23 protein-coding genes are annotated in these 26,374 nt (G+C 45.3%); 1 reads left to right on the top strand and 22 read right to left on the bottom strand.

Features of this window, described 5'->3' with window-relative positions; all coding sequences use genetic code 11:
- Nucleotides 1-57: 57 nt before the first annotated feature.
- The 17 genes from thrS to CHH91_RS03940 form a co-directional block, all read right to left on the bottom strand.
- Nucleotides 58-2,004, bottom strand: a complete 1,947-nt coding sequence (gene thrS, locus CHH91_RS04020) for a threonine--tRNA ligase (protein WP_095222194.1) — start codon at nucleotides 2,002-2,004, stop codon at nucleotides 58-60.
- 324 nt (nucleotides 2,005-2,328) lie between these two features.
- Complete coding sequence (gene ytxC / locus CHH91_RS04015) at nucleotides 2,329-3,138, bottom strand: sporulation protein YtxC (RefSeq protein ID WP_286160689.1); 810 nt, start codon at nucleotides 3,136-3,138, stop codon at nucleotides 2,329-2,331.
- Nucleotides 3,139-3,248: 110 nt separating this feature from the next.
- Nucleotides 3,249-4,184: a primosomal protein DnaI gene (gene dnaI / locus CHH91_RS04010; protein ID WP_095222190.1), complete on the bottom strand. Its 936-nt coding sequence runs from the start codon at nucleotides 4,182-4,184 to the stop codon at nucleotides 3,249-3,251.
- Nucleotides 4,185-4,209: 25 nt separating this feature from the next.
- A complete protein-coding gene (locus tag CHH91_RS04005; RefSeq protein WP_095222188.1) occupies nucleotides 4,210-5,574 on the bottom strand; it encodes a replication initiation and membrane attachment family protein in 1,365 nt (454 codons plus the stop codon).
- Between the two features lie 29 nt (nucleotides 5,575-5,603).
- The gene (nrdR, locus tag CHH91_RS04000) at nucleotides 5,604-6,068 is read right to left on the bottom strand and encodes a transcriptional regulator NrdR (RefSeq protein WP_095222186.1); all 465 of its coding nucleotides are present in this window, start codon (nucleotides 6,066-6,068) and stop codon (nucleotides 5,604-5,606) included.
- 142 nt (nucleotides 6,069-6,210) lie between these two features.
- The gene (gene fabF / locus CHH91_RS03995) at nucleotides 6,211-7,446 is read right to left on the bottom strand and encodes a beta-ketoacyl-ACP synthase II (protein ID WP_095222185.1); all 1,236 of its coding nucleotides are present in this window, start codon (nucleotides 7,444-7,446) and stop codon (nucleotides 6,211-6,213) included.
- A gap of 173 nt (nucleotides 7,447-7,619) precedes the next feature.
- On the bottom strand, nucleotides 7,620-7,994 hold the full coding sequence (speD, locus tag CHH91_RS03990) for an adenosylmethionine decarboxylase (RefSeq protein ID WP_038562156.1): 375 nt from the start codon (nucleotides 7,992-7,994) through the stop codon (nucleotides 7,620-7,622).
- 235 nt (nucleotides 7,995-8,229) lie between these two features.
- On the bottom strand, nucleotides 8,230-9,261 hold the full coding sequence (locus tag CHH91_RS03985) for a glyceraldehyde-3-phosphate dehydrogenase (protein ID WP_095222183.1): 1,032 nt from the start codon (nucleotides 9,259-9,261) through the stop codon (nucleotides 8,230-8,232).
- Nucleotides 9,262-9,359: 98 nt separating this feature from the next.
- Nucleotides 9,360-9,965, bottom strand: coding sequence for a dephospho-CoA kinase (coaE, locus tag CHH91_RS03980; RefSeq protein WP_095222182.1), 606 nt, complete (start codon nucleotides 9,963-9,965; stop codon nucleotides 9,360-9,362).
- Between the two features lie 13 nt (nucleotides 9,966-9,978).
- Nucleotides 9,979-10,803, bottom strand: coding sequence for a DNA-formamidopyrimidine glycosylase (mutM, locus tag CHH91_RS03975; protein ID WP_095222180.1), 825 nt, complete (start codon nucleotides 10,801-10,803; stop codon nucleotides 9,979-9,981).
- Between the two features lie 21 nt (nucleotides 10,804-10,824).
- Nucleotides 10,825-13,461, bottom strand: a complete 2,637-nt coding sequence (gene polA / locus CHH91_RS03970; RefSeq protein ID WP_095222178.1) for a DNA polymerase I — start codon at nucleotides 13,459-13,461, stop codon at nucleotides 10,825-10,827.
- A gap of 91 nt (nucleotides 13,462-13,552) precedes the next feature.
- Nucleotides 13,553-14,926: a two-component system histidine kinase PnpS gene (gene pnpS / locus CHH91_RS03965; RefSeq protein WP_095222176.1), complete on the bottom strand. Its 1,374-nt coding sequence runs from the start codon at nucleotides 14,924-14,926 to the stop codon at nucleotides 13,553-13,555.
- Entirely contained in the window at nucleotides 14,926-15,621 is a 696-nt protein-coding gene (locus tag CHH91_RS03960) for a response regulator transcription factor (protein ID WP_095222174.1), read from the bottom strand. The genes pnpS and CHH91_RS03960 overlap by 1 nt, the downstream gene beginning before the upstream one ends.
- A gap of 132 nt (nucleotides 15,622-15,753) precedes the next feature.
- Nucleotides 15,754-16,692, bottom strand: a complete 939-nt coding sequence (gene mdh, locus CHH91_RS03955) for a malate dehydrogenase (protein WP_095222172.1) — start codon at nucleotides 16,690-16,692, stop codon at nucleotides 15,754-15,756.
- A gap of 21 nt (nucleotides 16,693-16,713) precedes the next feature.
- Nucleotides 16,714-17,985 (bottom strand): NADP-dependent isocitrate dehydrogenase, encoded by a 1,272-nt coding sequence (gene icd / locus CHH91_RS03950; RefSeq protein WP_095222170.1) that lies wholly within the window; start codon nucleotides 17,983-17,985, stop codon nucleotides 16,714-16,716.
- Between the two features lie 73 nt (nucleotides 17,986-18,058).
- Nucleotides 18,059-19,177 carry a citrate synthase gene (gene citZ / locus CHH91_RS03945; protein ID WP_095222168.1) on the bottom strand — a complete coding sequence of 373 codons (1,119 nt, stop codon included), beginning with the start codon at nucleotides 19,175-19,177 and terminating at the stop codon, nucleotides 18,059-18,061.
- Nucleotides 19,178-19,350: 173 nt separating this feature from the next.
- Complete coding sequence (locus tag CHH91_RS03940) at nucleotides 19,351-19,815, bottom strand: DUF441 domain-containing protein (protein WP_095220157.1); 465 nt, start codon at nucleotides 19,813-19,815, stop codon at nucleotides 19,351-19,353.
- Nucleotides 19,816-19,864: 49 nt separating this feature from the next.
- On the opposite strand from CHH91_RS03940, the gene ytvI reads away from it, so the two are divergent.
- Complete coding sequence (gene ytvI / locus CHH91_RS03935; RefSeq protein WP_176465661.1) at nucleotides 19,865-20,977, top strand: sporulation integral membrane protein YtvI; 1,113 nt, start codon at nucleotides 19,865-19,867, stop codon at nucleotides 20,975-20,977.
- 2 nt (nucleotides 20,978-20,979) lie between these two features.
- Here the strand turns inward: ytvI and CHH91_RS03930 are convergent, their stop codons facing one another.
- The 5 genes from CHH91_RS03930 to accD all read right to left on the bottom strand — a co-directional run bounded on the left by CHH91_RS03930 (nucleotide 20,980) and on the right by accD (nucleotide 26,219).
- Nucleotides 20,980-21,372: an FxsA family protein gene (locus tag CHH91_RS03930; protein ID WP_095222164.1), complete on the bottom strand. Its 393-nt coding sequence runs from the start codon at nucleotides 21,370-21,372 to the stop codon at nucleotides 20,980-20,982.
- Nucleotides 21,373-21,472: 100 nt separating this feature from the next.
- Entirely contained in the window at nucleotides 21,473-23,233 is a 1,761-nt protein-coding gene (gene pyk, locus CHH91_RS03925) for a pyruvate kinase (protein WP_095222162.1), read from the bottom strand.
- A 33-nt stretch (nucleotides 23,234-23,266) separates the two neighbouring features.
- Nucleotides 23,267-24,226, bottom strand: coding sequence for a 6-phosphofructokinase (pfkA, locus tag CHH91_RS03920; protein WP_095222160.1), 960 nt, complete (start codon nucleotides 24,224-24,226; stop codon nucleotides 23,267-23,269).
- Nucleotides 24,227-24,411: 185 nt separating this feature from the next.
- Nucleotides 24,412-25,365, bottom strand: a complete 954-nt coding sequence (gene accA / locus CHH91_RS03915) for an acetyl-CoA carboxylase carboxyl transferase subunit alpha (protein ID WP_095222158.1) — start codon at nucleotides 25,363-25,365, stop codon at nucleotides 24,412-24,414.
- The gene (accD, locus tag CHH91_RS03910; RefSeq protein ID WP_095222156.1) at nucleotides 25,362-26,219 is read right to left on the bottom strand and encodes an acetyl-CoA carboxylase, carboxyltransferase subunit beta; all 858 of its coding nucleotides are present in this window, start codon (nucleotides 26,217-26,219) and stop codon (nucleotides 25,362-25,364) included. The genes accA and accD overlap by 4 nt, the downstream gene beginning before the upstream one ends.
- Nucleotides 26,220-26,374 lie beyond the last annotated feature (155 nt).

Raw genomic sequence — 26,374 nt, 5'->3', positions numbered from 1 at the left:
TACCTTAGCAAACAAAAAAATCCTTCCACCACTTTAGTGATGAAAGGATTCTTTCTGTTATTTACGCAGTATGCGCTGAGCTACTTCTTCTTTTATATCCGCAACGAAAGCTTTCAGATCTTTCGTTTCAGATTGTTTCTCTCCATAACGGCGGATGTTTACGGCTTGGTCGCTCACTTCCTGGTCACCAACGACAATCTGGAACGGAATCTTCTGTACCTGTGCTTCGCGGATCTTATAACCCATCTTTTCGTCACGCTCATCCACTTGTACACGGATACCTTCCATACGCAAAGCATCCTCTACTTGGCGTGCGTATGCCAAGTGTGCTTCAGGAGAAACCGGGATGATTTTCGCTTGGACTGGTGCAAGCCATGTTGGGAAGGCACCTTTATACTCTTCGATCAAGAAAGCAACGAAACGTTCCATAGTCGATACAACACCACGGTGGATAACGACTGGACGATGTTCTTTACCATCTTCACCGATATAAGTCAGATCAAAACGCTCTGGCAAGTGGAAGTCCAATTGAACAGTAGACAATGTTTCATCTTTACCAAGAGCAGTCTTCACCTGGACGTCTAGCTTCGGACCATAGAATGCTGCTTCGCCTTCTGCTTCTACATAGTCAAGTTCAAGATCTTCCATTGTTTCTTTCAGCATCGCTTGTGCTTTATCCCACATTGCATCATTGTCAACATATTTTTCTTTGTCTTCAGGATCACGATAAGAAAGACGGAAGGAATAATCATCGATACCGAAGTCTTTATACACAGCTTGTACAAGTTTCACAACGCGGATGAACTCATCTTTCAATTGATCCGGACGCGCGAAAATATGTGCATCATTCAATGTCATCGCACGAACACGCTGCAAGCCGGCAAGAGCACCAGACATTTCATGGCGATGCATAGTTCCTAGCTCTGCGATACGGATCGGCAGGCTGCGGTAGCTGTGCAATTCATTTTTATATACCATCATATGGTGCGGGCAGTTCATCGGACGAAGAACAAGGTCTTCATTATCCATTTCCATCGGCGGGAACATATCGTCTTTATAATGGTCCCAGTGTCCGCTAGTTTTATAAAGCTCTACACTGCCCAGGACTGGAGTATACACATGATCATAGCCAAGTTTTTCTTCCAAGTCGACGATGTAGCGTTCAATTGTACGGCGGATTGTCGCACCTTTTGGCAGCCAAAGCGGCAGACCTTGTCCGACTTTCTGGGATACTGTGAACAATTCCAATTCTTTTCCTAGTTTACGGTGATCACGTTCTTTTGCTTCCTCAAGCATTTTCAAATGATGATCCAATTCATTTTTCTTTTCAAAAGCAGTACCATAAATACGCTGCAGCATTTGGTTGTCACTGTTACCTCTCCAGTAGGCCCCTGAAATGCTAAGCAGCTTGAACACTTTGATTTTGCCTGTAGATGGTACGTGAATACCGCGGCAAAGATCGAAGAATTCGCCTTGCTCATAGATTGTTACATCCTGGTCTTCTGGAATGGCATCGATCAATTCCAATTTCAAGTTATCGCCAATCTCAGAGAACATCGCTTTTGCTTCATCACGGCTGACAACTTTGCGGACGATCGGAAGGTTGGCATCAACGATTCGCTGCATCTCTTTTTCAATCTTCGGAAGATCCTCCGGTGTGATGCTAGCCTCCAGTTCCATATCATAATAGAAGCCATTTTCAATTACGGGACCTACACCGAATTGCACTTTGCCGTACAAGCGTTTTACTGCCTGTGCAAGCAAATGCGCAGCAGAGTGGCGCATAATTTCCACACCTTGCTCCTGCTTAAGTGTGACGATTTCGATTGCACCGCCATTAGGAAGCGGTGTACGCAGATCATATGCAACGCCGTCAACATTGACTGCGATAGCCTGCTTCTTCAAACCTGATGAAATGGAACCTGCGATATCCTCGCCAGTTGTTCCAGCAGGAAACTCTTTCTTTGCTCCATCCGGGAAAATGATTTCAAATACATCTGCCATTGTTCTTTCCTCCTAAAATATAAAAAGCCCGTCCCTTTGCACAAAGTATGTGCAAAGGGACGAGCGTTTGTCTCGTGGTTCCACCCTAATTCCCGGTATATATATAAACCGGCTCAAGAATCTGTAACGCAGATAAGACGCTGCCGGTTTTCTTTCGTCCCCCGACAGAGCTGTAAAAGGTGGTAACAGCAAAGCGTATGCAGGAAGCTTCCAGCCTAGGCTCCCCTCTCTTCAGTGCAAACGGATTTTACTATCATGTCCTTTATTGTCGCTTTTTCATATAAGGTAAGTATAAGCGCTGAATCGGGAAAATGCAAGGACATGCTAAAACATGGAGAAAGGAAATTGATGTAAAGGAAGGTATGTGGCTCTTTCCTGGAAAATATTGATGACAGTCAGTGTCTTCGGTTCAGATGGGTAGTCACCATACAAGTAAATTCGCCGTGGTGACATGGCAATCAACGGTGTCAGATTTTTTTCTGGTTTGCCGATACCAGCCAGGAACAGCGGTTCTTCCTCAGCAAGCGAATGGATTTCCTCAGCAGAATAGCAGGTTCCGTCTTCCTTGTAGAAGGAGAAATCACGTCCTTGAATGACATGGATCGCTTCCATTCCTATTGGCTTTTTGCCAACATATTCCCGCAGAGATTCCACGTATAGCTGATATTCTTCTTCACGCTTGTACTCATCTATCGCTTCACCGACTACGTCCATCAATGCTTCTCTGTATGCAGTGCTGCGGAATTGGATGACAGCGTCATAGAAAATCCTGATGTGCTTGGCAGCAATTTCTTGGAAACTCTGAGTGATTTGCTGTCGAGGCAAACTCGGCTCTTTTGCTTCTTCATACATGTCTCCTACGAGAATCGTATGTGTTAATTCTGCTATACGTTTTATCGCTTCTTCGTCCTTATAATAATAAACTTCTTTCACAATTTGCTCGATCCATTCTGTCTCTCGATGATGAAGAAACGTTTCTACTAAGGCGATTGCAATCCGCCGGTGATAGCCATCATGAATTGTCGCTTCATAGCCCCAACGGTCGTCTTCATCCACGTACACCTGTTTCGTTCCCTCCAGCATAGCCAGGCACGAACAGAATGTATCCATTTCTTTTTTTGATTTGATAAACACTTTACGCAATATCAACCACCCTCGCCACTATCAACTGTTACATTATATGGGCGGAGAATGGAAATATGAGTTGAAAAAAAGACAAGCCGTTCTCAGGCTTGTCTTTCTGATCAATCGTTTCTTCTATTTTTGCCGAACAACGGTACTTCGGTGGCAACACGCTTAATACGCTCCATGATTCTTCCCGCTTTCACTCGTTCCACATCACCCCGATTAGTCGTGGCAATCTGCTGCTCCAGCTGGGCAATGGAATAGTTGGACGTAAAGAAGACTGGCAGCCTTTCCATCATACGGTAATGAAGGATGGAACCGAGTATCTCATCCCTGAACCAAGCAGATTGGGATTCGGCGCCTATATCGTCCAGCATGAGCACTGGGGTCTTCTTGAACAGCTCGACTTTCTCATTCACCGAATCATCTTTCAGGGAAGCTTTCATTTCCCTTACAAACTCAGGCATATAGATAAGCATACTGGAAATATTTCTTTCGGCCAGATAGTTAGCGATGGCACCAAGGAAATAGGTCTTTCCTACGCCGAACGGCCCATAGAAATACAACCCTTTTTCAGGAATGGTATCGCCTGTCTGCTGCAGGAACTGCAATGTCTTCAAAATCGCCTGCTGACGTTCTGCATCGCCATGATCAAGCATTTCTGTCGACGCTTCCAGTATATCCTTTGGCATGTACAAGCTGTTGATCCGTGACTGCTGCTTCTCCCGTTCCTCCTGCTGAAGGCGGGTATGGCATTTATCATATGCCAGGCGGATGACATTTCCATCCACCTCAAGCGACGGCGTATAGCCATTAAGGATATTCCGGCATTCCCCAAGTGAAGGGCAGTCCTGGCATTGCTTTGATTGTGTTGTATATTCGTAAAGACGCATCAGATTCCTCTGGATATCCTGCTCTGTCAGCTGCGGATTTGCTTCCAACACCGCTTTGACTTCCGGATCCTGTCTTACCTGCTGCTGCATGCGCTCGAAGTTTTCTTTAAAATTACTGTTTTCCTGCATCCATTTCCGTAAAGATGCTTGAATGGGTTCCATACGTGCACCCCCTTCCTGCTATCAGTCAAACATGCCGCTTATTTTCATTGAACTGTTTGAGCAATTGCGCTACATCCGCATCAGGCACAGCTGCAGCGCTGGGAGCTTCTGCCTTGCCCTTTTGATCGAACCATTCCGGTACAACTTCTGCACGGCCAGAAGTTTTTCTTCTTGCCCCCGACTGGTTCGTGCTATTTGTCGTATTCCATGGCTGATTGCTGCTTTTGGCTAGCTCCATCGCTTCTCTTACTGTACTTACTTTTTTACGAGCCCAATGGGCTGCAATCTTCTCCATATATGCTTTCGACAGCTTCATATCAGATTTGAGCAGCACATAGTACACCAGCACATTCATGATGCCAGGTGACATTCCCTGTTCAGACATGACATCACGGATCACCTTCAAGTCCGAAGCAGCTGCTGTCCCGTTTCCGGATATATCCTCTAATAGCTGTTTCGGTGATATGGTCTCAAGTATCTGAATGAGCTGCTCCTGCTTGGTGGTAGCCTGTTTGTCCGTTTCCTGTTTGGATTCCTTTTGCACAAGTTCCATAACCTTTGTGTCGTTAGTTTTTGGACGTGCTAAAAATAAATCATGACAAGCAGATTTGAATTCTGCCGGATTCAGCTCATGCTCATCCGAGACAGCCCAAAGCAATGCTTTGTCAAGTTCCGGTGAGGTGAGGCTGTACAAGACAGCCATCGATTCGAGCAGCTTTTGGTTTCGAGGAGTAAGAATCGCTTCCGGATCTAGCATACGCTGCTTCAATGATTGGCGAAGCCAGTCAAAATCGACTACTTCCGTTTCAATGGAAGGTCCTCGCTTTGCATCCGCAACCGGCCTTGCGGCTGCCTTTCTTGGCTGAACAGCATGGTTAGTCAGATTCTTCGCTGAAAAAACAGCTTCAAACGATGCCGTAACTTCCTCCATCGTCTCAGGCAAATCTTCTTCTTTAATAAAGAGAGCTTTCATTTGCTGGAATCTGCTTTCGCCTAATTGGTGATACAGCAGCTGGGATAGCATGTCATCTTGGAAAAATGCATCTGGTGTAAACGGTGCATACAAATCGTATGTATACAGATTCTGTTCCCCAGGATTTTGATACGTCCGGATGAGCCCGATCGCTTCCAGCTGCAGTCTTGCTTCATATAATTGATCCATCGGCATGTCCAGCAGCGTCATAAGCATATGATGGGTCTGCGGTTCACATGTGCCATGATGCAGGAGATAATCATTGACCAGTGTCTGATATAAGGTCACTGCCCGTATCCCGAGCAGCGGCTGATACAGATGCGTCAGGGCTGCTGAATATGTTTCCGGAAGTACTGCTCTCATCCGGAGCTGATAACCATCAGCTGGCAGAAGTTTCCCGATATGCTGACTGTTCATACTATCTGTCCTTTCCTTCTTGCAAACTATTACTCTTTCTTATCGGTTTTGATCAAGTCCTTCAATTCTTCCAGGAAGACACTGATATCCTTGAATTGCCGGTAAACAGATGCGAAACGTACATACGCCACTTCATCCACTTCAGACAGACGTTCCATGACCATCTCGCCGATTTCTTTGCTTTGCACTTCAGATGTTCCGCTGTTACGCAGTTCCTTCTCAACTTCTGCTACAATATGTTCAATCTGCTCCAGCGCAACCGGACGTTTTTCACACGCCTTGATCAACCCGCGCAAAAGCTTCTCTTTACTAAATTCTTCCCGCGTTCCTTCTTTTTTAACAACAATCAATGGTGTTGCTTCAATACGTTCGAACGTTGTGAAGCGAAAAGCGCAGTCTTCGCATTCCCTGCGCCGCCGGATGGAACGCCCTTCCTCGATGGGACGGGAGTCTAGTACTTTTGTGCTTTTATATTGGCAGTTTGGACATCTCATGCCGATCCACCCCATTACTTTCGCGAACCTCGACAGGCTTCGCGCATTTGCGACACTTTTGCATCGTCTTTTTCCTATTCTACCATGATTCAAGAGAAAAATCGAAGCGATCTTGGACCCAACAAAAAAAGGCAGCCGAGGGCTACCCTTTCCATTTTTGCAGTGCAAGCACCGCATTATGTCCGCCGAAACCGAAACCATTCGACAGAGCAACTGCCAATTCCTTTTCAACTGCTTCGTTCGGAACATAAGACAAATCGCAATCAGGATCAGCATCGCGATAATTAATCGTTGGAGGGACAATGCCATCTTGCAGGGCTTTCAAGGTGATGATCGCTTCCACAGCTCCCGCAGCACCAAACAGATGCCCAGTCATTGATTTTGTCGAACTGATCAGCAAGTCACTTGCGTTATCTCCAAATACTTCCTTGATTGCTTTCGTTTCTGTTTTATCCCCCTCAGGAGTGCTTGTAGCGTGCGCATTTATGTAATCCACGTCCCCAAGCTCTAAGTCAGCCATTTGCATCGCCAGCTTCATTGCGCGTGCAGGACCAAGATAGTTAGGCGATGTAATGTGATGCGCATCCGTAGTCGACCCGTATCCAACAATTTCACCAAGGATGACTGCGCCACGCTTTTGTGCATGTTCCAGCTCTTCCAGTACAAGAATACCCGCACCTTCTGACATGACGAACCCATCGCGGTTTGCATCGAATGGCGAGCTTGCAGTTAGAGGTGAATCATTTTGCGTACTCATTGCCCGCATTTTCGTAAATCCGGCATAAGCGAAAGGCGTAATAGATGCTTCTGCTCCTCCAGCAAGAATGGCATCCGCATAACCATGCTTAATATTCAGGAATGCTTCCCCGATTGCATGGTTCCCAGTTGCACAAGCAGATACAGGTGCAAAGCTAGGGCCACTGAAGCCCGTCTTGATCGAAACAATACCAGCAGCCATGTTGCTGATCATCATCGGCACCATGAATGGTGAAACACGTCTGGGACCTTTTTCAAGCATCGTTGCATGATTGTTCAATATTGTGTTTACGCCGCCAATACCAGAACCGATGTAAATACCGACACGTTCAGGATTTACGGTCTCCGCTGACAGATTGGCTTGCTCCATCGCCTGTACAGCAGCACCGTAAGCAAACTGACTATACAAGTCATAGCGTTCAATTTCTTTTTTGTCCAAATACTGCTCCGGATCAAATCCGCTGGCAGTTCCGCCGATTTGTGAAGCTATTCCGGCAAATTTCTCCGTATCCAGCTTTTTGATACCGGATTCCCCAGCTTTAATATTATTCCAGAATGTCTCTACATCCGAGCCAAGCGGTGTAACAGCACCATACCCTGTAACTACGACACGTCTATTCAAAAACATACCTTCTTTCTAGCAGTAACTATTAGTACCTGCTATTATATCGGAAGTGAAACTAAAATGCGACCATAAGCTATGTTTCCCTTATGTAGGCTTGCCATTTTACCGACTTGAGATACAACATTAAAAAAACCCTGTTCCTAGTAGGAACAGGGTTGGTTATCTTGGTATTAATGTGATTTAGGCTGTACTGCCACAGGACCCATGCCCCGCGGAAGCTCTGCTTTTTCACAAGTTTTAGCTTCAAGCGCGTCAATGATATAATCAGTCGCTACGTTCGGGTCAATGATGTTACCGCAAGTGTAAACATCAATGCTGGCATAGCCATGTTCCGGAAAACTGTGTATTGTCAGATGCGACTCAGAGATGATGACCACTCCGCTTACGCCATGCGGCGCAAATTTGTGGAAGGCTACCTCCCGTACTTCAGCTCCTGACTTCAATGCTGCATCTACGAAGATCTGCTCGATCAGCTGCATGTCGTTCAGTTTTTCTGTATTACAATCCCATAGTTCCGCTATAACATGTCTTCCCATTGTATCCAATGTGTTTCCCCCTTTGAATATTTACCTAAAAAATAAATGCGTGAATTGCCACGGGGGAAAGTTAGTCCAAAGAGGTCCTAACCCTTTAAGCAGTCACTTGCTGCATAGATTCTTTAGGAAAACAGTTTTGACATCATGCTTGTATGCAGTAAAGAATGCATGCAAAAAGTAGTATATAGTGTTTGTACTTGTTTGGCAAGCATACGTCCAAAATAATTCAAAGCGGGAGTTTTACTCAGATGACTTCTGCTCCATCTGTCTTTAGAAGACTGCTGCCGACAAGCTGTGCCAAATCGACGACGCGGCAGGAATAACCCCATTCATTATCGTACCAAGCAATAACTTTTATTTTCTTTTCTTCCATAACGATCGTAGATAAACCATCAATTGTAGCCGATTGCGCTGTCGTCGTATAATCGATACTGACCAATGGCTCTTCATTATAAGAGATAATGCCTTTCATGTCGGTTTCTGCCGCTGTTCGGAACGCATCATTGACTTGTTCTGCAGTTACGGATTCTTCCACATCCACCACAAGATCAACAAGCGAGACATTTGGAGTCGGAACACGCAATGCCATGCCGTGCAGCTTCCCCTTCAGATGCGGCAGTACTTCCGCGAGTGCTTTAGCAGCTCCCGTTGTCGTCGGAATGATCGATTGTGTACAGCCTCTAGCTCTGCGCAAATCTTTGTGCGGATTGTCGATATTCTTCTGATCATTCGTGAAGCTATGAACCGTCGTCATCAGACCGTTTTTAATCGTGAACCGTTCATCCAGTACTTTAACAACAGGTGCCAGGCAGTTCGTCGTACAGGAAGCATTGGAAACGACATGATGCAATTCACTTTCATATATCCGATCATTCACACCCATCACGATCGTTGCATCCACATTTTTTCCTGGAGCTGTAATGACAACCTTTTTCGCACCTGCATCCAAGTGCAGGGATGCTGATTCCTGTGAACAGAACTTCCCTGTCGCTTCGATGACGACATCAACCTCAAGTTCTTTCCATGGGAGCTGTGCAGGATTCCGTTCCCCTATGACGCGTATCGTTTTTCCTTCATAAACAATTGAACCTGCTTCTGCGGAAATGTCAGCATCTAAATTACCGTGCACACTGTCATAGCGGAGAAGATGGGCCAGTGTTTCTGCTGGATAAGAAGCATTCACTGCCACAATTTCCAAATCAGGCATTTCCATTGCTCGTCTGCAAACCAATCTGCCAATTCTGCCAAATCCATTAATCGCGATACGTGTTGTCATTATACTGCCTCCTCTAATGTGTCACACTATATATTGTTTTATTACTATTAGTATAACATATTAAAAGATAAATGCGAATAAAAAAGGAGCCCTTTCTGTCAGGCTCCTTCCTTAATGTTCCAAGATACTAAAAGCCGCTCCAGCTGCGCTCTCGTTTCTTCCCTGCTGCCATTATTATCAATGATTGCATCCGCTCTGGCAGCTTTGTCTGCCAAAGACATTTGACTGTTGATCCGATCCAGTGCTGCTTGCTCAGTTAAATCATTTCGCTGCATCAGTCTTTGCAGCTGTGTTTGCGGATCGACATGCACAACAACTATCTTTTCAACTAAATGCAATTGATTGCCTTCAAATAATAATGGTATATCAAGGACAACGGCTGGATGATCGACTTTAAGACGATCTCGCTCAGCTGTCATCCTTTCCCTGACAACAGGATGTACGATACCATTGAGAATCTCGCGCTGCTCTTGATCCTGAAAGATGATTCCGCCTAGCTTCTGCCGGTCAAGTGATCCGTCAGCAAGCAGGATATCATTGCCGAATGCTTCAACGATACTAGCCAAAGCAGGCTCACCAGGCTCAACCACTGCACGCGCAACTATATCCGCATCAACAACCGGGATACCATACTCCTTGAACAAGCTGCTTACTGTACTTTTCCCGGAGGCAATGCCGCCAGTCAGTCCGATTACAATACCCACTTTGCTTCCTCCTTTACTTCTGACAGGAAGTACAAATATGTGTGCCTCTTCCGCCTACTTTGATTTTAATGATTTCCCTTCCGCAATTCGGGCATGGTGTGCCGTTCTGGCCATATACGAGCAGCTGCTGCTGGAACGTCCCGATCTTCCCTTGGCTGTTCACATAGCTGCGGATAGTGCTGCCGCCTTTTTCGACTGCTTCCAGCAATGTCTCAGCGGCTGCTTGCTGAATACGAACCAATTCCATGTCTTGCATTGAACTGCCTCGTCGCTCTGGGTGTACTCCTGCTTTAAACAATGTCTCATCAACATAAATATTACCCAGACCAGCAACTACCGTCTGATCCAGCAAAATATTCTTGATCATCCTGCTGCTTCGCTGTACCTTTTCCTTGAAATAATCCAATGTGAAGCTTTCATCAAAAGGCTCTGGTCCAACCAAGGTAAGCGGCGGTGTATCATTTTCCTGACCTTCAGTGAACAGATGCATCGTACCGAATTTACGGACGTCGTTATAACGCAGCTGTTCGCCATTCGTCAGCTGGAAGATAACGTGGGTATGCTTGTCGGAAGGCTCTTCTTCGGGCTTGACGGAGAACTTTCCTTCCATCCGCAAATGGGACACAAGTACATCCCCATCCAAGTAAAACAGGAGAAACTTTCCTTTTCGGCCTATGGAACGAAACGTCTGTCCTTTCAGCCGATTGATGAAAGCTTCCACACCTTCATCAAATTTAATGATTTTATGCCAGCGGACCGTGATATCTTTAATCGTCTTGCCGACGACGAGCTGTTCCAATGTCCTTCTTGCTGTTTCTACCTCTGGTAATTCCGGCATTCCTTGTCCTTCTTTCCGTGCTTATTTCGCGTCGTACCATGTCTTGCCGTATGCGTATTCCACTTTCAGCGGTACATCCAGCTCCACAGCGTGTTCCATGACATCAGGGACGACTTCTTTTAATTTCTCTAGTTCCGATTCTGGTGCTTCCAGAATCAGCTCATCGTGCACCGAAAGCAAAAGCTTCGCTTCCATCTGTTCCGCTTCGAGGCGTTCTGCCAAATCAATCATCGCTTTTTTGATGATATCAGCTGCACTGCCCTGGATCGGAGTATTCATAGCTGTCCGTTCAGCAAAGCTCCGCACATTGAAGTTCCGGCTGGTCAGATCCGGCAGATAGCGTCTGCGATTCATGAGCGTCGTTACAAAGCCTTTCTGTTTGGCATCCTGGACGATATCTTCCATATACGTTTTTACACCAGGGAAGCTCTTGAGATAGCGGTCGATAAACTGCTGCGCTTCCTTACGTGTGATACCGAGACTTTGGGATAAACCATAATCACTGATTCCATAGACAATACCAAAATTGACTGCCTTTGCTTGGCGGCGCATGTTGCTGGTAATATCTTTCTCTTCGACATGGAAAACGTCCATTGCTGTCCTGCTGTGGATATCCATATCTTCATTGAATGCCTCGATCAATTTTTCATCTTGGGCGATATGCGCTAAAACCCGGAGCTCAATCTGAGAATAGTCTGCTGCAAAAATAACGGAATTCTCCTTGGACGGAACAAAGGCCTGTCTGATCTTACGGCCTTCCTCCAGACGGATCGGTATGTTCTGCAGGTTCGGCTCCGTTGAGCTCAAGCGGCCTGTCTGCGTCAAGGCTTGATTGAAACGAGTATGGATCTTGTTCGTGTCTTTATCCACTACTTTCAAAAGCCCTTCAATGTACGTAGACTGAAGCTTTCCTAATTGACGGTACAAAAGCAGCTGCTGAATGATCTCATGCTGATCCGCAAGCTGTTCCAGTACATCTGCTGATGTGGAATATCCTGTCTTTGTTTTCTTGATGACCGGTAAGCCTAGCTTTTCGAAAAGAATCGGTCCCAGCTGTTTCGGTGAATTGAGATTGAATTCTTCGCCAGCAAGCTCGTACACTTTTTGTTCGATTTCCGATAATCTGCCGCCTAGTTCTTCTTTCATTTCTTTGATACGCTCTACATCGACCTGCACACCTAGGTATTCCATTTCTCCGAGGATGGTGGCAAGCGGCAGTTCTAAGTTACGGAATAATTCAAGCTGCTCGTTCTCCGACAGCTTTGCTTCTGCCTCTGGCTTAAGCTGGTATATGACCATCGCTTTTCTGGCAAGGTGCTCACTAAAGGCTTCCAAGTTCGGGACCTTCATCTTCGCGCCTTTTCCGTATACTTCTTCATCATATAAGACATCTTTTTTACCTAAACGATGCCCGATTGCTGGAATGTCGTGATGATTTTCAGATGGATTGATCAAGTAAGACGCCAATAACAAGTCAAAATCAGCATTTTCCATCGTAATACCATGATGCAGCAATGCTACGACAGACCGTTTGACATCAAAAACCCATTTTGCTTTTGTACTGTCCTCCGCCCACGCTTTGAACACATCCGAATCGTACGCAACATCTGAAGGAATGAAATAAGCTCCATTTGCATTAGCAAGACCAAAGCCTTCGATTTGAGCTGTATGATAATTATCAGTCAGCATCTCGACGACGAGTGCATCTTCTCCAGTGAACAGGTCCTCCGTGATGTTATCCACGATTGTTACATCCAACGGCGCAAGCTCTTGCGATACTTCCTCTGGTGCACCCTCTTCACCGAGTCTCCCAAGCAGCGACTGAAAGCCGAGATCTTTAAATATCGTACTTACTGCTGCAGGCTGAAATCCATCATAATTAATTTCTTCAAGACTCACTTCAATTGGCGCTTTCGTTTCAATAGTTGCGAGCTCCCGGCTCATGAATGCCGATTCTTTATTATCCGTCAGCTTCTGCTTTATGCTTTTACCTGATACATCATCCAGTTGTTCGTAAATACGATCGAGCGTTTGGAACTGCTTCAGCAATTTGACAGCAGTCTTTTGACCGACACCGGGAACTCCTGGTATATTGTCGGAGCTATCTCCCATGAGCGCTTTCATATCGATAATCTGATCAGGTGTGACCTCCATGTTTTCCAATAAAAAGTCCGGTGTATAGGAATCAATTTCACTGATACCTTTTCTTGTAAGCTGAATAGTCGTCTTATCACTGACAAGCTGCAATAAATCCTTGTCCCCGGAAATGACTTTAATCTCGTAATCTTCCGCTTCTGCTTGCTTAGTCAATGTACCGATGATATCATCCGCCTCATATTGATTCAGCTGATAATGCTTAATAGAGAATGCATCCAGCAATTCACGCAGCAGCGGGAATTGCTCCGATAATTCAGATGGTGTCTTCTGACGGCCGCCTTTGTATTCTTTGTACGTTTCATGACGGAAAGTCGTCTTCCCAGCATCAAAGGCTACTAGCAAATGCGTCGGTTTTTCATTCTCTAAAATACGGAAAAGCATTGTAGTGAATCCATAGATAGCATTTGTATGGATACCTTTATCATTATTCAACAGCGGCAGTGCAAAAAACGCACGATAAGCGATGCTGTTTCCATCGATCAATACCAATTTATTCGTCATACATCAAACTCCTTTATCATCGTTCCTGTCTCTTTTCATTAGTTTACCATGTTTCCTTGCTGAAACAAAAAAGATCGTCCAGTGGACGATCTTAACCAAGAGCCTTTGGCAATCGAATAGAAAAAGTAGTTCCTTTATTCACTTCACTGCTTACTGTTATCGTTCCGCCATGCGCCTCCACAACATGCTTGACGATTGCGAGACCTAGTCCGGTTCCGCCAGTATTTCGGCTGCGAGCTTTATCGACGCGGTAAAAACGCTCAAATACCCGATCTAGTGAATCTTCCGGAATTCCAATACCAGTATCTGTTATCTCGGCAAACACAGCATCATTCGATTGTGTTACCTTCAGCTTCACCTTGCCATTTGACGGTGTATAGTTCACAGCATTATTCAGTAAATTGATGACGAGCTGCTTCAGCCGGTCTTCGTCTCCTCGCATGATGACACTGCCAGGAAGCTCCAGTTCCACTTCGATATTCTTATTGGCTGCATGCTGATCTATCATAGGCATGATGGTATCAACCATACTGCTGAAGTCGAGCCTCTCCATCCGCATCTGCAGTTCTTCTTTCTCCAGACGGGAAAGCTCTAGTAAATCCTTCACCAATGCCTGAAGGCGCTGACTTTCATTGTTGATAATCGTAATAAAGCGCTCTGTGAGCTCCTTATCATCCAAAGCCCCTTCTTCAAGCAATGTTTCGGAAAAACCACGGATGGATGTGAGCGGCGTTTTCAGTTCATGCGAGACATTGGCCACGAAATCCTTCCGCATCTCCTCCACACGCTTCAAATCTGTAATCTCGTAGAAAACGAGTACAGCGCCCTTTAAATCGTAGGAGTCATTGAATATAGGTGCAGCGACAATTTCGAAGAAGCGCTTTTCCTTTTCGCGCTGCAGTGTAAAAGCATCACGAACTTTCTCTTCATAAAGAAAGGCCTCTGAAACAACATGATGGATATTGGTTTGGGATATCGTGTCATGATATACATGACCGATGTAATCCTTGTCCTTGCCTCCGAATACGGAAAGGAACTTCCTGTTGACCAGATGCACATATCCGCGTTCATCGACTAGCATCAGACCGCTTTCCATATTATCGATCACCGTTTCAAGCTGATCTTCCTGCATCTTCTCCAATAGCTCCAGCTCATGCAGATTGCGCGCAATCTGGTTCACAGAGCGAATCAAGCGTCCGGCATCTCCATAGAAATTCTCGTAATTCCTTGCCTTATAGTTTCCCTTCACCAGCTCCTCTGCTACTTCAGCAGTCATGGAAACAGGCTTTATATAGCGTTCCTGCAGTCGGTATAGCACCGAAATGATCAATGCTGCTCCGATCAGCAGGGCGCTCCAAAGAATAAACCACTCAGAAGTAATTTGCATAAGGATAAAACCGATTGCCGCAAAGATCAGCAGGATGAGCGATCCATAAACGGCAATCCCATAAGAACTGCGACGCATTATTGCGGCTCCTCCATCTTATAGCCCAAGCCGCGAATCGTCTTGATATAGACAGGATGTTTGGAATCAGGTTCAATTTTTTCGCGCAAATGACTGATATGTACATCCACGATACGCGTATCTCCGACGAAGTCATAATTCCAGACCGAGCTCAGCAGCTGATCTCGTGACATGACACGCCCCTTATTTTTTGAAAGATAGAGTAAAAGTTCAAATTCCTTGCGGGTGAAGCTCAAGGATTCTCCATTTATGGACGCTTCGTATTGATCCGGGAAAATGGACAAGCCTGCGATTTTGATTTCGCCGCTTTCCATATAATTATCACTTTTATTCGTGCGTCGTAAAATAGCTTTGATCCGTGCAACTACCTCTTTCGGGCTGAAAGGCTTTGTCAGATAATCATCCGCACCTAGCTCAAGACCGAGAACCTTGTCCAACTCCTCATCCCGAGCAGTCAGCATAAGAATCGGCGTATCGATCTGCTTCTGCCTCAGCTGCTTGCACACTTCTGTTCCATCCAGCTCCGGAAGCATCAGATCGAGCACGATCATATCATATGTATTCTGCAGCGCCTTCTGCAGTCCTGTTAAGCCATCGAAGGCTGTTTCCGTTTCAAACCCAGCTCTTTCTATATTGAATTGCAATAAAGTTACGATGGATTCTTCATCATCAACAATAAGTACTTTTTGTGCCATGGATACTAGCCCCCTCTATGCAACATCATACCGTTTTCCAACTGTAAAGTGAACCATGCCAATTCGCTTTCTCTGTTAAGAGTTTGTAAATATAAGAAAACCTATCCTAAAAATAGGATAGGTTTTCTAAATTTATTGCAGCACAGTCATGACTTTACGTACAGATTCAACGGATTTATCAAGCTGTGATTTTTCGTCATCTGTCAGCTCCAGCTGAATGATGTCCTCCAAGCCATTGCCGCCGATGATTGTCGGAACGCCAAGGAATAGATCGTTGTAGCCATATTCACCTTCCAGATAAGCAATGGAAGGAATAACACGACGCTGATCTTTCAGGATAGCTTCTACCATCACGAGCAGGGATGCCGCCGGTGCGTAATACGCACTGCCGTTACCAAGCAAATTGACGATTTCACCGCCGCCTTTTCGTGTACGTTCCACAATTGCATTGAGGCGATCTTCCGGAATCAATGTCTCAAGCGGAATTCCGCCAGCATAGGAATAACGGATAAGCGGAACCATATCGTCTCCATGTCCGCCAAGAACAAAGCCAGTGATATCCTTGATGGAAAGGTTAAGCTCTTCTGCTACAAATGTACGGAAACGAGCTGTATCAAGGACACCAGACTGTCCGATTACACGATTACGAGGGAAACCGGATGTTTTGTATACTGTGTATGTCATTGCATCAACCGGGTTGGTCAATACGACAATGATGCTGTCCGGAGAATACTTCACAACTTGTTCAGTAACAGATTTCATGATCTTGCTGTTTGTGTTCACAAGATCATCGCGGCTCATTCCAGGCTTACGAGCGATACCCGCAGTGATGACAACCACATCGGAATCCTTCGTGTCAGCATAGTCTGAAGTGCCTTTCACATGTGCATCAAAGCCCTGCACCGGAGATGCCTCCAGCATATCCAAGGCTTTACCCTTGGTTGGATCCTCCATGTCCGGAATGTCGACTAGTACGACATCCGCAAGCTCTTTTTGTGCAATCAGGAAAGCTGTTGTAGCTCCTGTAAAACCACTACCGATTACGGATACTTTTCTGCGTTTGATTGCCATGATGTTTCCTCCTTCGACACATTAGTCCATATTTTTGATCAATTCATCACCGAACTCAGACGTCTTCACTTCTGTTGCCCCGTCCATCAAGCGTGCGAAATCGTATGTGACAACTTTGGAAGCAATCGTCTTGTCCATAGCTTTTGTGATCAAATCAGCTGCTTCTCTCCAGCCAAGGTGCTCAAGCAATAGCACTCCGGAAAGGATAACAGAAGATGGGTTCACTTTATCCAGGCCAGCGTACTTCGGCGCTGTACCATGAGTCGCTTCAAAGATGGCGTGACCTGTTTCGTAGTTGATATTCGCTCCTGGAGCGATACCGATACCGCCAACTTGTGCAGCAAGAGCATCAGAAATGTAATCTCCATTCAGGTTCATCGTCGCTACTACATCAAATTCCGCAGGGCGAGTCAGGATCTGCTGAAGGAAGATATCTGCAATCGCATCTTTAATAACAATCTTACCAGCTGCTTCCGCTTCCTGCTGTGCTTTGTCGGCAGCTTCACGGCCTTGGTCTTCGGCAATCTTATCATACTGCTGCCATGTGAATACTTTGTCGCCGTATTCAGCTTCAGCAAGTTCATAGCCCCAGTTCTTGAAGGCGCCTTCGGTGAATTTCATGATGTTGCCTTTATGAACCAGTGTCACACTTTTTCTGTTTTCTTGGATTGCGTAGTCAATTGCTGCGCGCACCAGTCGCTGTGTTCCTTCTTCCGATACAGGCTTAATGCCGATACCAGATGTTTCCGGGAAGCGAATATTATGTACTCCCATTTCATTCTCAAGGAAATCGATGACTTTTTTCACTTCCGGTGAGCCCTTCTGCCATTCGATACCAGCATAGATATCTTCCGTATTCTCGCGGAAAATGACCATATCCGTATCCTCAGGCTTCTTCACTGGTGAAGGAACACCATTGAAGTAGCGGACCGGACGCAAGCAAGTAAACAAATCAAGCTCTTGTCTTAGCGCTACGTTCAATGAACGGATACCGCCGCCAACCGGCGTTGTCAATGGACCCTTGATGGCAATCTTATATTCGCGGATTACATCAAGTGTTTCTTCCGGGAGCCATTCGCCTGTCTTATCGAATGCTTTCTGACCTGCGTAAACTTCTTTCCACTCAATGGACTTCTCGCCTTTGTAAGCCTTATCTACAGCAGCCTCGAGTACACGGCTTGCGGCAGCCCAAATATCAGGACCTGTTCCATCTCCTTCGATGAAAGGGATGACCGGACGGTCCGGTACTTGCAGCGCTCCGTTTGTTACTGTGATTTTGTTTGCTTCAGCCATGTTCGATTCCTCCTAAATAAAATCTGATACTCTATCAGTTTAGCAAATATTTTCCTCTATGGTTGTAAAAATATTAGACTCTTTCTTCTAATGGTGTATACGTACGATGTGTTTCCCCGACATATTCTGCACGCGGACGGATCAGACGGTTGTCTGCATACTGTTCGAGGATATGTGCGATCCATCCTGAGAAACGGCTCACTGTAAAGATCGGTGTATAAAGATCATGATCGATTCCCAAGCTGTAATAGCATGTAGCAGAATAGAAATCAACGTTTGCCGGAAGGTTTTTCTCCCGCTTGACGATGTCTTCTACTTTTACGCTCATTTCATACCATTTTGTCTGACCGGATATCTCTGTCAGTTCACGGGACATTTCTTTCAGGAATTTTGCACGCGGATCACCAGATTTATAGACACGGTGCCCCATACCCATGATCTTTTCTTTGTTTGCAAATTTCTTTTCAAGATACGGTTCTACGTTGTCAATTTCACCAATGTCGAACAACATCTCCATAACTGCCTCGTTTGCTCCTCCATGAAGCGGGCCTTTCAATGCACCAATTGCGGCTGTAAGACCTGAATACATATCAGACAATGTACCGACACAGACACGTGCAGTAAATGTAGATGCATTCAATTCATGGTCAGCGTGAAGCACAAGTGCCTTATTCATCGCTTCAATCTCAATGGCACTTGGTTCTTTCTCGTTGAACATATACAGGAAATTCGCAGCATAGCTAAAATCTTCCCGCGGTGTTACTGGTTCCTGACCGGAACGGATACGGGAAAAAGTAGCAACTAGTGTTGCAATCTGTGCCTGAAGACGGATTGCCTTCTTAGCGTTCGCTTCTGGTGTATTCACTTCTGCATCCTCATCGTACAAACCAAGCAGCGAAACAGCAGTGCGAAGTGCAGCCATTGGATGAACCGCTTTCAAATCACAGGATTTCAAGTGATCGATAACCGGTTCTGGAAGCTTAGCTTGCGCAGCCAATTCCCCTTTTAGCTGTGCAAGCTGCTCCTCAGTCGGCAGCTCATCATGCCATAATAAATAAATTACTTCCTCGAAACTGGAATTACTAGCAAGATCATCGATGCTATAGCCAGCATAAGTCAGTTGATCGTCGATAATCGAGCTGATCTTTGATTCTGCCGCTACAACACCTTCAAGCCCCTTAACTACTGCCATGTTAATCTCTCCCCTTTAGTAAAAGTCAAATCCATAACATGTGTAATAAAAACTTCAAGTTGCTAGATATTTGAGTGAAGCACTTTCATTATAAACATAATATAACTATTTGTGAAATGAAAACGTTTTAATTTTTTTGTTTTCTTTATTATTGGAATAATATCAATTTTTCGTTATTTAGTAAATAGTCCGACAATCTGAAATACCATATAAGCGATTCCCGCACCTATCAGCGGACCTACCGCGACACCGTTTAATAGCACAACAGCAAGGATTGTGCCGATTACAAGCGCCACTGTCACCTGCGGATCTGAAGACATGAGGTTGACGCCGTATTTACCTAAAACCGCAACAAGAATCCCAGCTGCCAATGCTACCCAGGCATAATATGATTTCACACTTGCATATAAATCTTTGAACCCAATTTCTCCGCTTGCAATTGGGACAAGTACTGCAATTGTAAGGACGGTGATTCCGATACTTAACCCTTTGGAAGCTAAAAATGGGAACACCTTGTCATCCAGCTGCAGTACCTTAATGCCGAGCAGGACATATGCGGCAATCGTGATCGATTGATTTTTTCCGATGATTCCTAATATAAGAATGATTACTAAAAATAATGATGATGTGTTTAACAAAATTTTTCCTCCAAACTTATTTCACTCGAAAATGAAAGGATGTGAGCTCATGCAAATGACAACACTTCACCAGTTGCTGCGATTATGTATCGTCCTCGGATCGATAGCGGGCAGTATTGCTCTCATTCTGCTGGCCGCTCCTTATGTATATCCATTTATCATTTCCGTCATCCTTGCTATTCTGATGAACCCAGCAGTACGTCTGATCGAACGGAAGACAGCCTTGAACAGGACAGCGGCAGTTGCACTTATTCTATTGATATTTTTAGGTTTCTGCCTTGCTGGCCTTGCATTGGCAGTAAATGAAATTGCCCAAGGTGCAGCTTATCTGGCTAAGACTGTACCCGTGCATTTCACTGATTTTATAGGTTATGTACAAAAACTGGCGGAGCTTTATATTGTGCCATATTATGAGCGATTGATGTCTTTTCAACAGGAATTGAATCCTGATCAGCAAAAGGCACTTGATGAGAATCTGCAAGCAGTCATTCAGCATCTGTCTGCTACACTTGGGGAAGGCATTCAGGTTGGACTGGAGGCTGTTCCTATGTTGCTCGGCAAGGCACCTCTCTATATAAGTGTTTGTATTTTTGCCTTGCTAGGCACTTTTTTCATCTGTAAGGACTGGGAAAAAATCTCTGCATTTTTAAATAGATTTCTACCTTCACTATTGCTCTCTTCCGCCAAACAAGTAGGCAAAGGACTTAAAAAAGCATGCTTCGGATTCCTGAAAGCACAGGCTTTGCTCTTGAGTTTAACATTCGTGATCATGTGTATCGGTTTCGCTGTACTTCGCATTGAGCATCCGATTGCTACGGCTTTTTTCATTTCACTGGTTGATATTGTGCCTTATCTTGGAACAGGAATTGTCTTCGTTCCTTGGATTCTGTACAGCTTTTTGAGTGGCAATTTCTCTTTAACGATCGGACTGGCTGTGCTTTATCTTGTAATTGTGCTGCAGCGGCAGCTGATGGAACCCAATCTATTATCGGTCCAGATCGGGCTCAATCCACTCGCTACATTGATTGCTGTCTTTGCCGGATTCCAGCTGTTAGGCTTTATCGGCCTGCTTGCCGGCCCGGTACTGTTAGTCATCCTCCATACGCTTTATCATACTGGTGTTCTGCGTGTCCTTTGGCAATATATAAAATCTGGCAACTAGACTTAACGGCGATAAACACGAATCGTATTTTTCGCTATAAGTCGCATGAGCAGCGCCTGCACCCAGTACCGAAGTCTTTTTCGGGTAAACGGCAATAAAAATAAAATACCTATAAAATCACTGAAAAAGCCGGGAAGCAGTAAAAGGAATCCACCAATCAGAATGCAAATACCGTTTAGAACCTCATCTGTCGGCGGCTGGCCATTTTGCATTTGCTCCCTTGCCCTCCTATATGTTTGGATTCCTTCGCGGCGTGCCAAAGCTACTCCAAGCAGACCTGTTGCGACAATGAGAAGGAAAAGCCATAGAAAACCCATTTCCATACCTGCCCAGATGAAAAATGTTATTTCAATGGCCGGGAACAAGATGAAAAGGAAAAGTAACGCTTTTTTCATAGACAACGCTCCATTAACTTAGAATGATTCAAGTGTACCACAGCCTTTTAGAATGAAAAAAGGAGAGGGTCTCATCCCCTCTCCTAGTCTCACTTATATCTTAAAGAACACTTGCATGACCGTCGTAAATATCACCTTTGGCTGCGTCAACTGTTACAAGTGCGCCATTGGAGATTTTTGTTGTTGCTTCCGCTACACCAACAACAACCGGGATACCTAGGCTCAAGCCGACAACCGCTGCGTGGGATGTCAAACCGCCTTCTTCTACAATAAGACCGCCAGCTTTCTCAATGGCCGGCATCATGTCTTTATCTGTTCCGTACGTTACGAGAATATCTCCTGGCTGAAGAAGACGCTGCGCTTCTTCTGCATCCTTTGCAACGATAGCTTTGCCGTAGACACTGCCTTTTCCGATTCCTTGACCTTTTGCCAGGATATCACCGATAACATGTACTTTCATCAAGTTGGTTGTACCAGTTTCTCCCACAGGTACACCTGCAGCGATGATGATACGGTCTCCACGCTTGAACAATTCAGTAGATAATCCTGTATCCACTGCAAGATCAAGCATATCATCCGTGGATTCCACACGTTCACCTGTAACTGCTTGTACACCCCATACAAGGGCTAGTCTGCGGTTTGTCGCTTCATCGAATGTAACTGCTACGATAGGAGCTTTCGGACGATATTTGGATATCATCTTAGCAGTATAACCGCTTGAAGTAGCTGTAACGATTGCGCTGACACTCAAGTTGATGGCAGTATGGCCAACAGATTGGCTGATTGCATCTGTAATTGTCATATCACTTGCTTTGGAACGATCATCGAGAATCGCTTTATGGTCAAGTGCAGTCTCTGCTTTGCGAGCGATATTGTTCATCGTGCGAACAGCCTCGACAGGGTAGTTACCAGCAGCTGTTTCACCAGAAAGCATGATTGCATCTGTGCCATCAAAAATCGCATTCGCAACGTCAGATGCTTCTGCACGTGTCGGACGCGGATTGCGCTGCATGCTGTCCAGCATCTGTGTTGCAGTGATAACTGGTTTACCAGCGATGTTACATTGCTTGATCATCTCTTTTTGTGCCAATGGTACATCTTCTGCCGGGATTTCAACGCCAAGGTCACCACGTGCAACCATTAGGCCGTCACTCACCTGCAAAATGGAATCCAGGTTGTCAAAGCCTTCCTGGTTTTCGATTTTCGGGATGATTTGGATATGACCAGCTTCATGCTTCTCAAGCAATTCGCGGATCTCCAATACATCAGATGGGCGTCTTACGAAGGAAGCAGCGATGAAATCAATGCCTTGTTCGATACCGAACTGGATGTCGCTTGCATCTTTGTCTGTAATACCCGGAAGATTCACGCTGACACCTGGCACATTGACACCTTTTTTGTTTTTAAGCAATCCGGAGTTCAATGCTCTTGTTTTGATTTCATTATTCGCTTTATCGATGTCAAGTACTTCCAATTCGATCAAGCCGTCATCCAATAGAAACTTCGAGCCGACATGAACATCATTGATTAAGCCCGGATACGTTACGGAGAATCTCTCTTTAGTACCTTCCAGCTCAGTCATGCTGACAAAGATTTCGTCGCCTTTTTCGATGTTCGCTTCGCCGCCTTGCAGAACTCCAGTACGAATTTCAGGTCCTTTTGTATCCAAAAGGATAGCTACTGTTTTGCCAGTGCGTTTTGATGCTTCGCGGATATTCTTGATACGGGCGCCATGCTCCTCGAAATCTCCGTGAGAGAAGTTAAGGCGTGCAACATTCATGCCTTCTTCGATTAGCTGAACTAGTGTTTCTACGGACTCAGAAGCTGGTCCAATTGTACATACGATTTTTGTTTTTCTCATTATGAGAATCCTCCTTCAGTAGTGCAACATCTATTAAATCGATAATTCCTGGGATAGCTTATACATATCCAGATCGATTTCGTGTCTCTGGTCTAAAATTTCCAGAATGTCATGATCTACAAGTTTATTATTTTGAATTCCTACCATGCGTCCGGATTTGCCTTCAAGCAGAAGATCAACAGCGTGCGCCCCTAGACGGCTTGCAAGCACGCGATCATTCGCTGTAGGCGATCCGCCCCTTTGCACATGGCCCAAAATAGTTACTCGTGTATCCATATTCGTTGCTTCCTCGATGCGTTTGCCGAACTCAAAACCACTGCCGACTCCTTCTGCAACGATGATGATACTATGTTTCTTTCCGCGTTCCTGCCCGCGCTTCAGACGCTCGATTACGTCATTGAAGTCTGTTGGCTGTTCTGGAATGAGAATACTTTCAGCTCCATCTGCAAGACCTGCCCATAGAGCAATATCGCCTGCATGACGCCCCATTACCTCGACTACGTACGTGCGCTCGTGGCTCGTAGCAGTATCGCGCACTTTATCAATTGCTTCGATAACTGTGTTTAGTGCTGTATCAAAACCGATGGTAAAGTCTGTACCTGGAATATCGTTATCGATCGTTCCTGGTACACCAATGCATGGATAACCTTTTTGCGTCAGCTTCTCTGCTCCACGGAATGAACCGTCACCGCCAATGACAACAAGTCCCTCGATGCCAAAACGCTTCAGCTGCTCGATACCTTTATTCTGTCCTTCATCTGTCTTGAATGCTTCACAGCGTGCCGTATGGAGCACCGTACCGCCGCGCTGAATGATATCGCCGACTGATCCAAGATCCAGTTGTTTGATATTTCCATCAATCAAACCTTGATAGCCGTTATATATACCATACACTTCCAAATCATGATAAATAGCCTTTCTTACTACAGAACGGATTGCCGCGTTCATGCCTGGAGAATCTCCTCCGCTTGTTAGAACACCTATCTTTTTCATGCGCTCACCTCTAAGCAATTTCGATTATAGAACTTTTATACCCTCTCAAAGATAATCCTTATCCAGCTTATTATCAAATAAAAACATATAATTTTCTTATTAAAAAAAGTAAGAGAAAGAATTCCGCAAAAAAGCCTATGTAAATCGTTTACAGAAGCGGAAGATGAAGTCAGTTGTACGAGTGCTTATTCAGCAAACGAACCAATATTACTATATTTTTCCCATCTTTGTTCCAGTAATACTTGCTTGTCCAATTTTTCCAATTGAGAAAGATGCTCGGCAATTGCCTGATCCACAAGCTCTGCTTGCGCCGAGAGATCCCGATGTGCACCGCCGCGGATTTCCGGGATAATATCATCGATAACACCGAGTTCTTTCAAGTCAGGTGCTGTAATCTTGAGTTTTTCTGCTGCTTCCTTCGCTTTCCCGCCGTCTTTCCACAGGATGGACGCTGCACCTTCTGGTGAAATAACAGAGAACGTGGAATTCTCCAGCATAAGCAAACGATCACCGACACCAAGAGCCAATGCGCCGCCGCTGCCGCCTTCTCCGATAACGATGCATATGATCGGTACTTCAAAGCCGGACATTTCCATAAGGTTACGGGCAATTGCTTCACTTTGTCCGCGTTCTTCTGCTGCTCGACCCGGGAATGCACCCTTTGTATCGATGAAGCAAATGATCGGACGGCCAAATTTAGCAGCCTGCTGCATATGACGGGCTGCTTTCCGGAAACCTTCCGGATGCGGCATTCCGAAATTACGGCGAATGTTTTCTTTCGTCGTTTTACCCCGCTGATGTCCTACAATGGTTACTGGGCGGCCTTTGTACTTGGCGATACCTGCAACTATTGCAGCATCATCCCCATAGTAACGATCTCCATGGAACTCCAGGAAATCAGTGAAAAGCTGCTCCACATAATCAAGAGTCGTCGGACGCTCAGCATGTCGCGCCATTTGCACACGATCCCAAGGCTTCAGGTTCGTATAAATATCATTTTCCAGCTTTTCAAGCCGCGTCTCCAGCTTAACGATTTCTTCCGTTAAATCCAGGTCGCTCTCCTTCGTGAATGTCTTCAGCTCTGCAATCTTTTCACGCAGAGCGATGACTGGCTTCTCGAATTCCAATACTTGTTTCATGATACGTTTCCTCCTGCTTGATGAATATCGAGGATCGTGGTCAGGTATTTTTTCATATCATGGCGATTGATAACATCGTCCAGCTGCCCATGTGCCAATAGGAATTCCGCGGTCTGGAAGTCCTCTGGAAGCTTTTCACGAATTGTTTCTTCTACAACGCGTCTTCCTGCAAAGCCGATTAGTGCTCCTGGCTCGGCAAAGTTATAATCCCCGAGCGATGCAAAACTTGCAGAAACTCCTCCATATGTAGGATTCGTCATGACAGAAATCATCAGTCCGCCAGCATCACGGAAACGCTGGACAGCAGCAGATGTCTTGGCCATCTGCATAAGGCTTAAAGCGCCCTCCTGCATTCTGGCGCCGCCAGATGCTGTGAAAATGATGAACGGAATGTTCGCTTTACGTGCATTTTCAATTGCACGAGCAATCTTTTCCCCGGCGACAGAACCCATGCTTGCCATTCGGAAGCGAGAGTCCATGACAGCAAAGGCCGTACGGAAACCGTTTATCGTACCTTCACCAGTTACGACTGCTTCCTTTAAGCCTGTCTTCAGCTGGTCTTTCTCCAACTTCTGCGTATAGCTTGGGAATCCAAGCGGATTGCCTGTTTTTAAGTCTGTATCATATTCCATAAATGAACCTTCGTCGAACAAGTTGTTAATTCGCTCGTCAGAAGGCAATTGATGATGGTGGCCGCAGTTCGGACACACATTCAATTGCTTTCTCATCTCTTCCCGGTAGTAGATCTTTCCACAATCCGAGCATTTGAGCATGAGTCCTTCAGGAATATCCTGCTTCGCCTCTTCACTCGGCTTAGAAGCATGTTTCTTCTTGCTAAAAAAATCTTTAAGCAAGGTAATTCCTCCTTTTGAACAAACGCATCTAACTATTTATTGTACCATCATTTCCATGTGAGTGCGCGTTAAATTCATCTATGTAAATACACAAAACCCGCGCCAGACAGACATTTTCCAACAATGGAAACGTCTGCCTGTGCAGGTTGCATGTC

The organism is Virgibacillus sp. 7505, assembly GCF_002272135.1.
Classification (GTDB): Bacteria; Bacillota; Bacilli; order Bacillales; family Amphibacillaceae; genus Terribacillus.
This window is presented reverse-complemented; position numbering and strand designations above follow the sequence as displayed.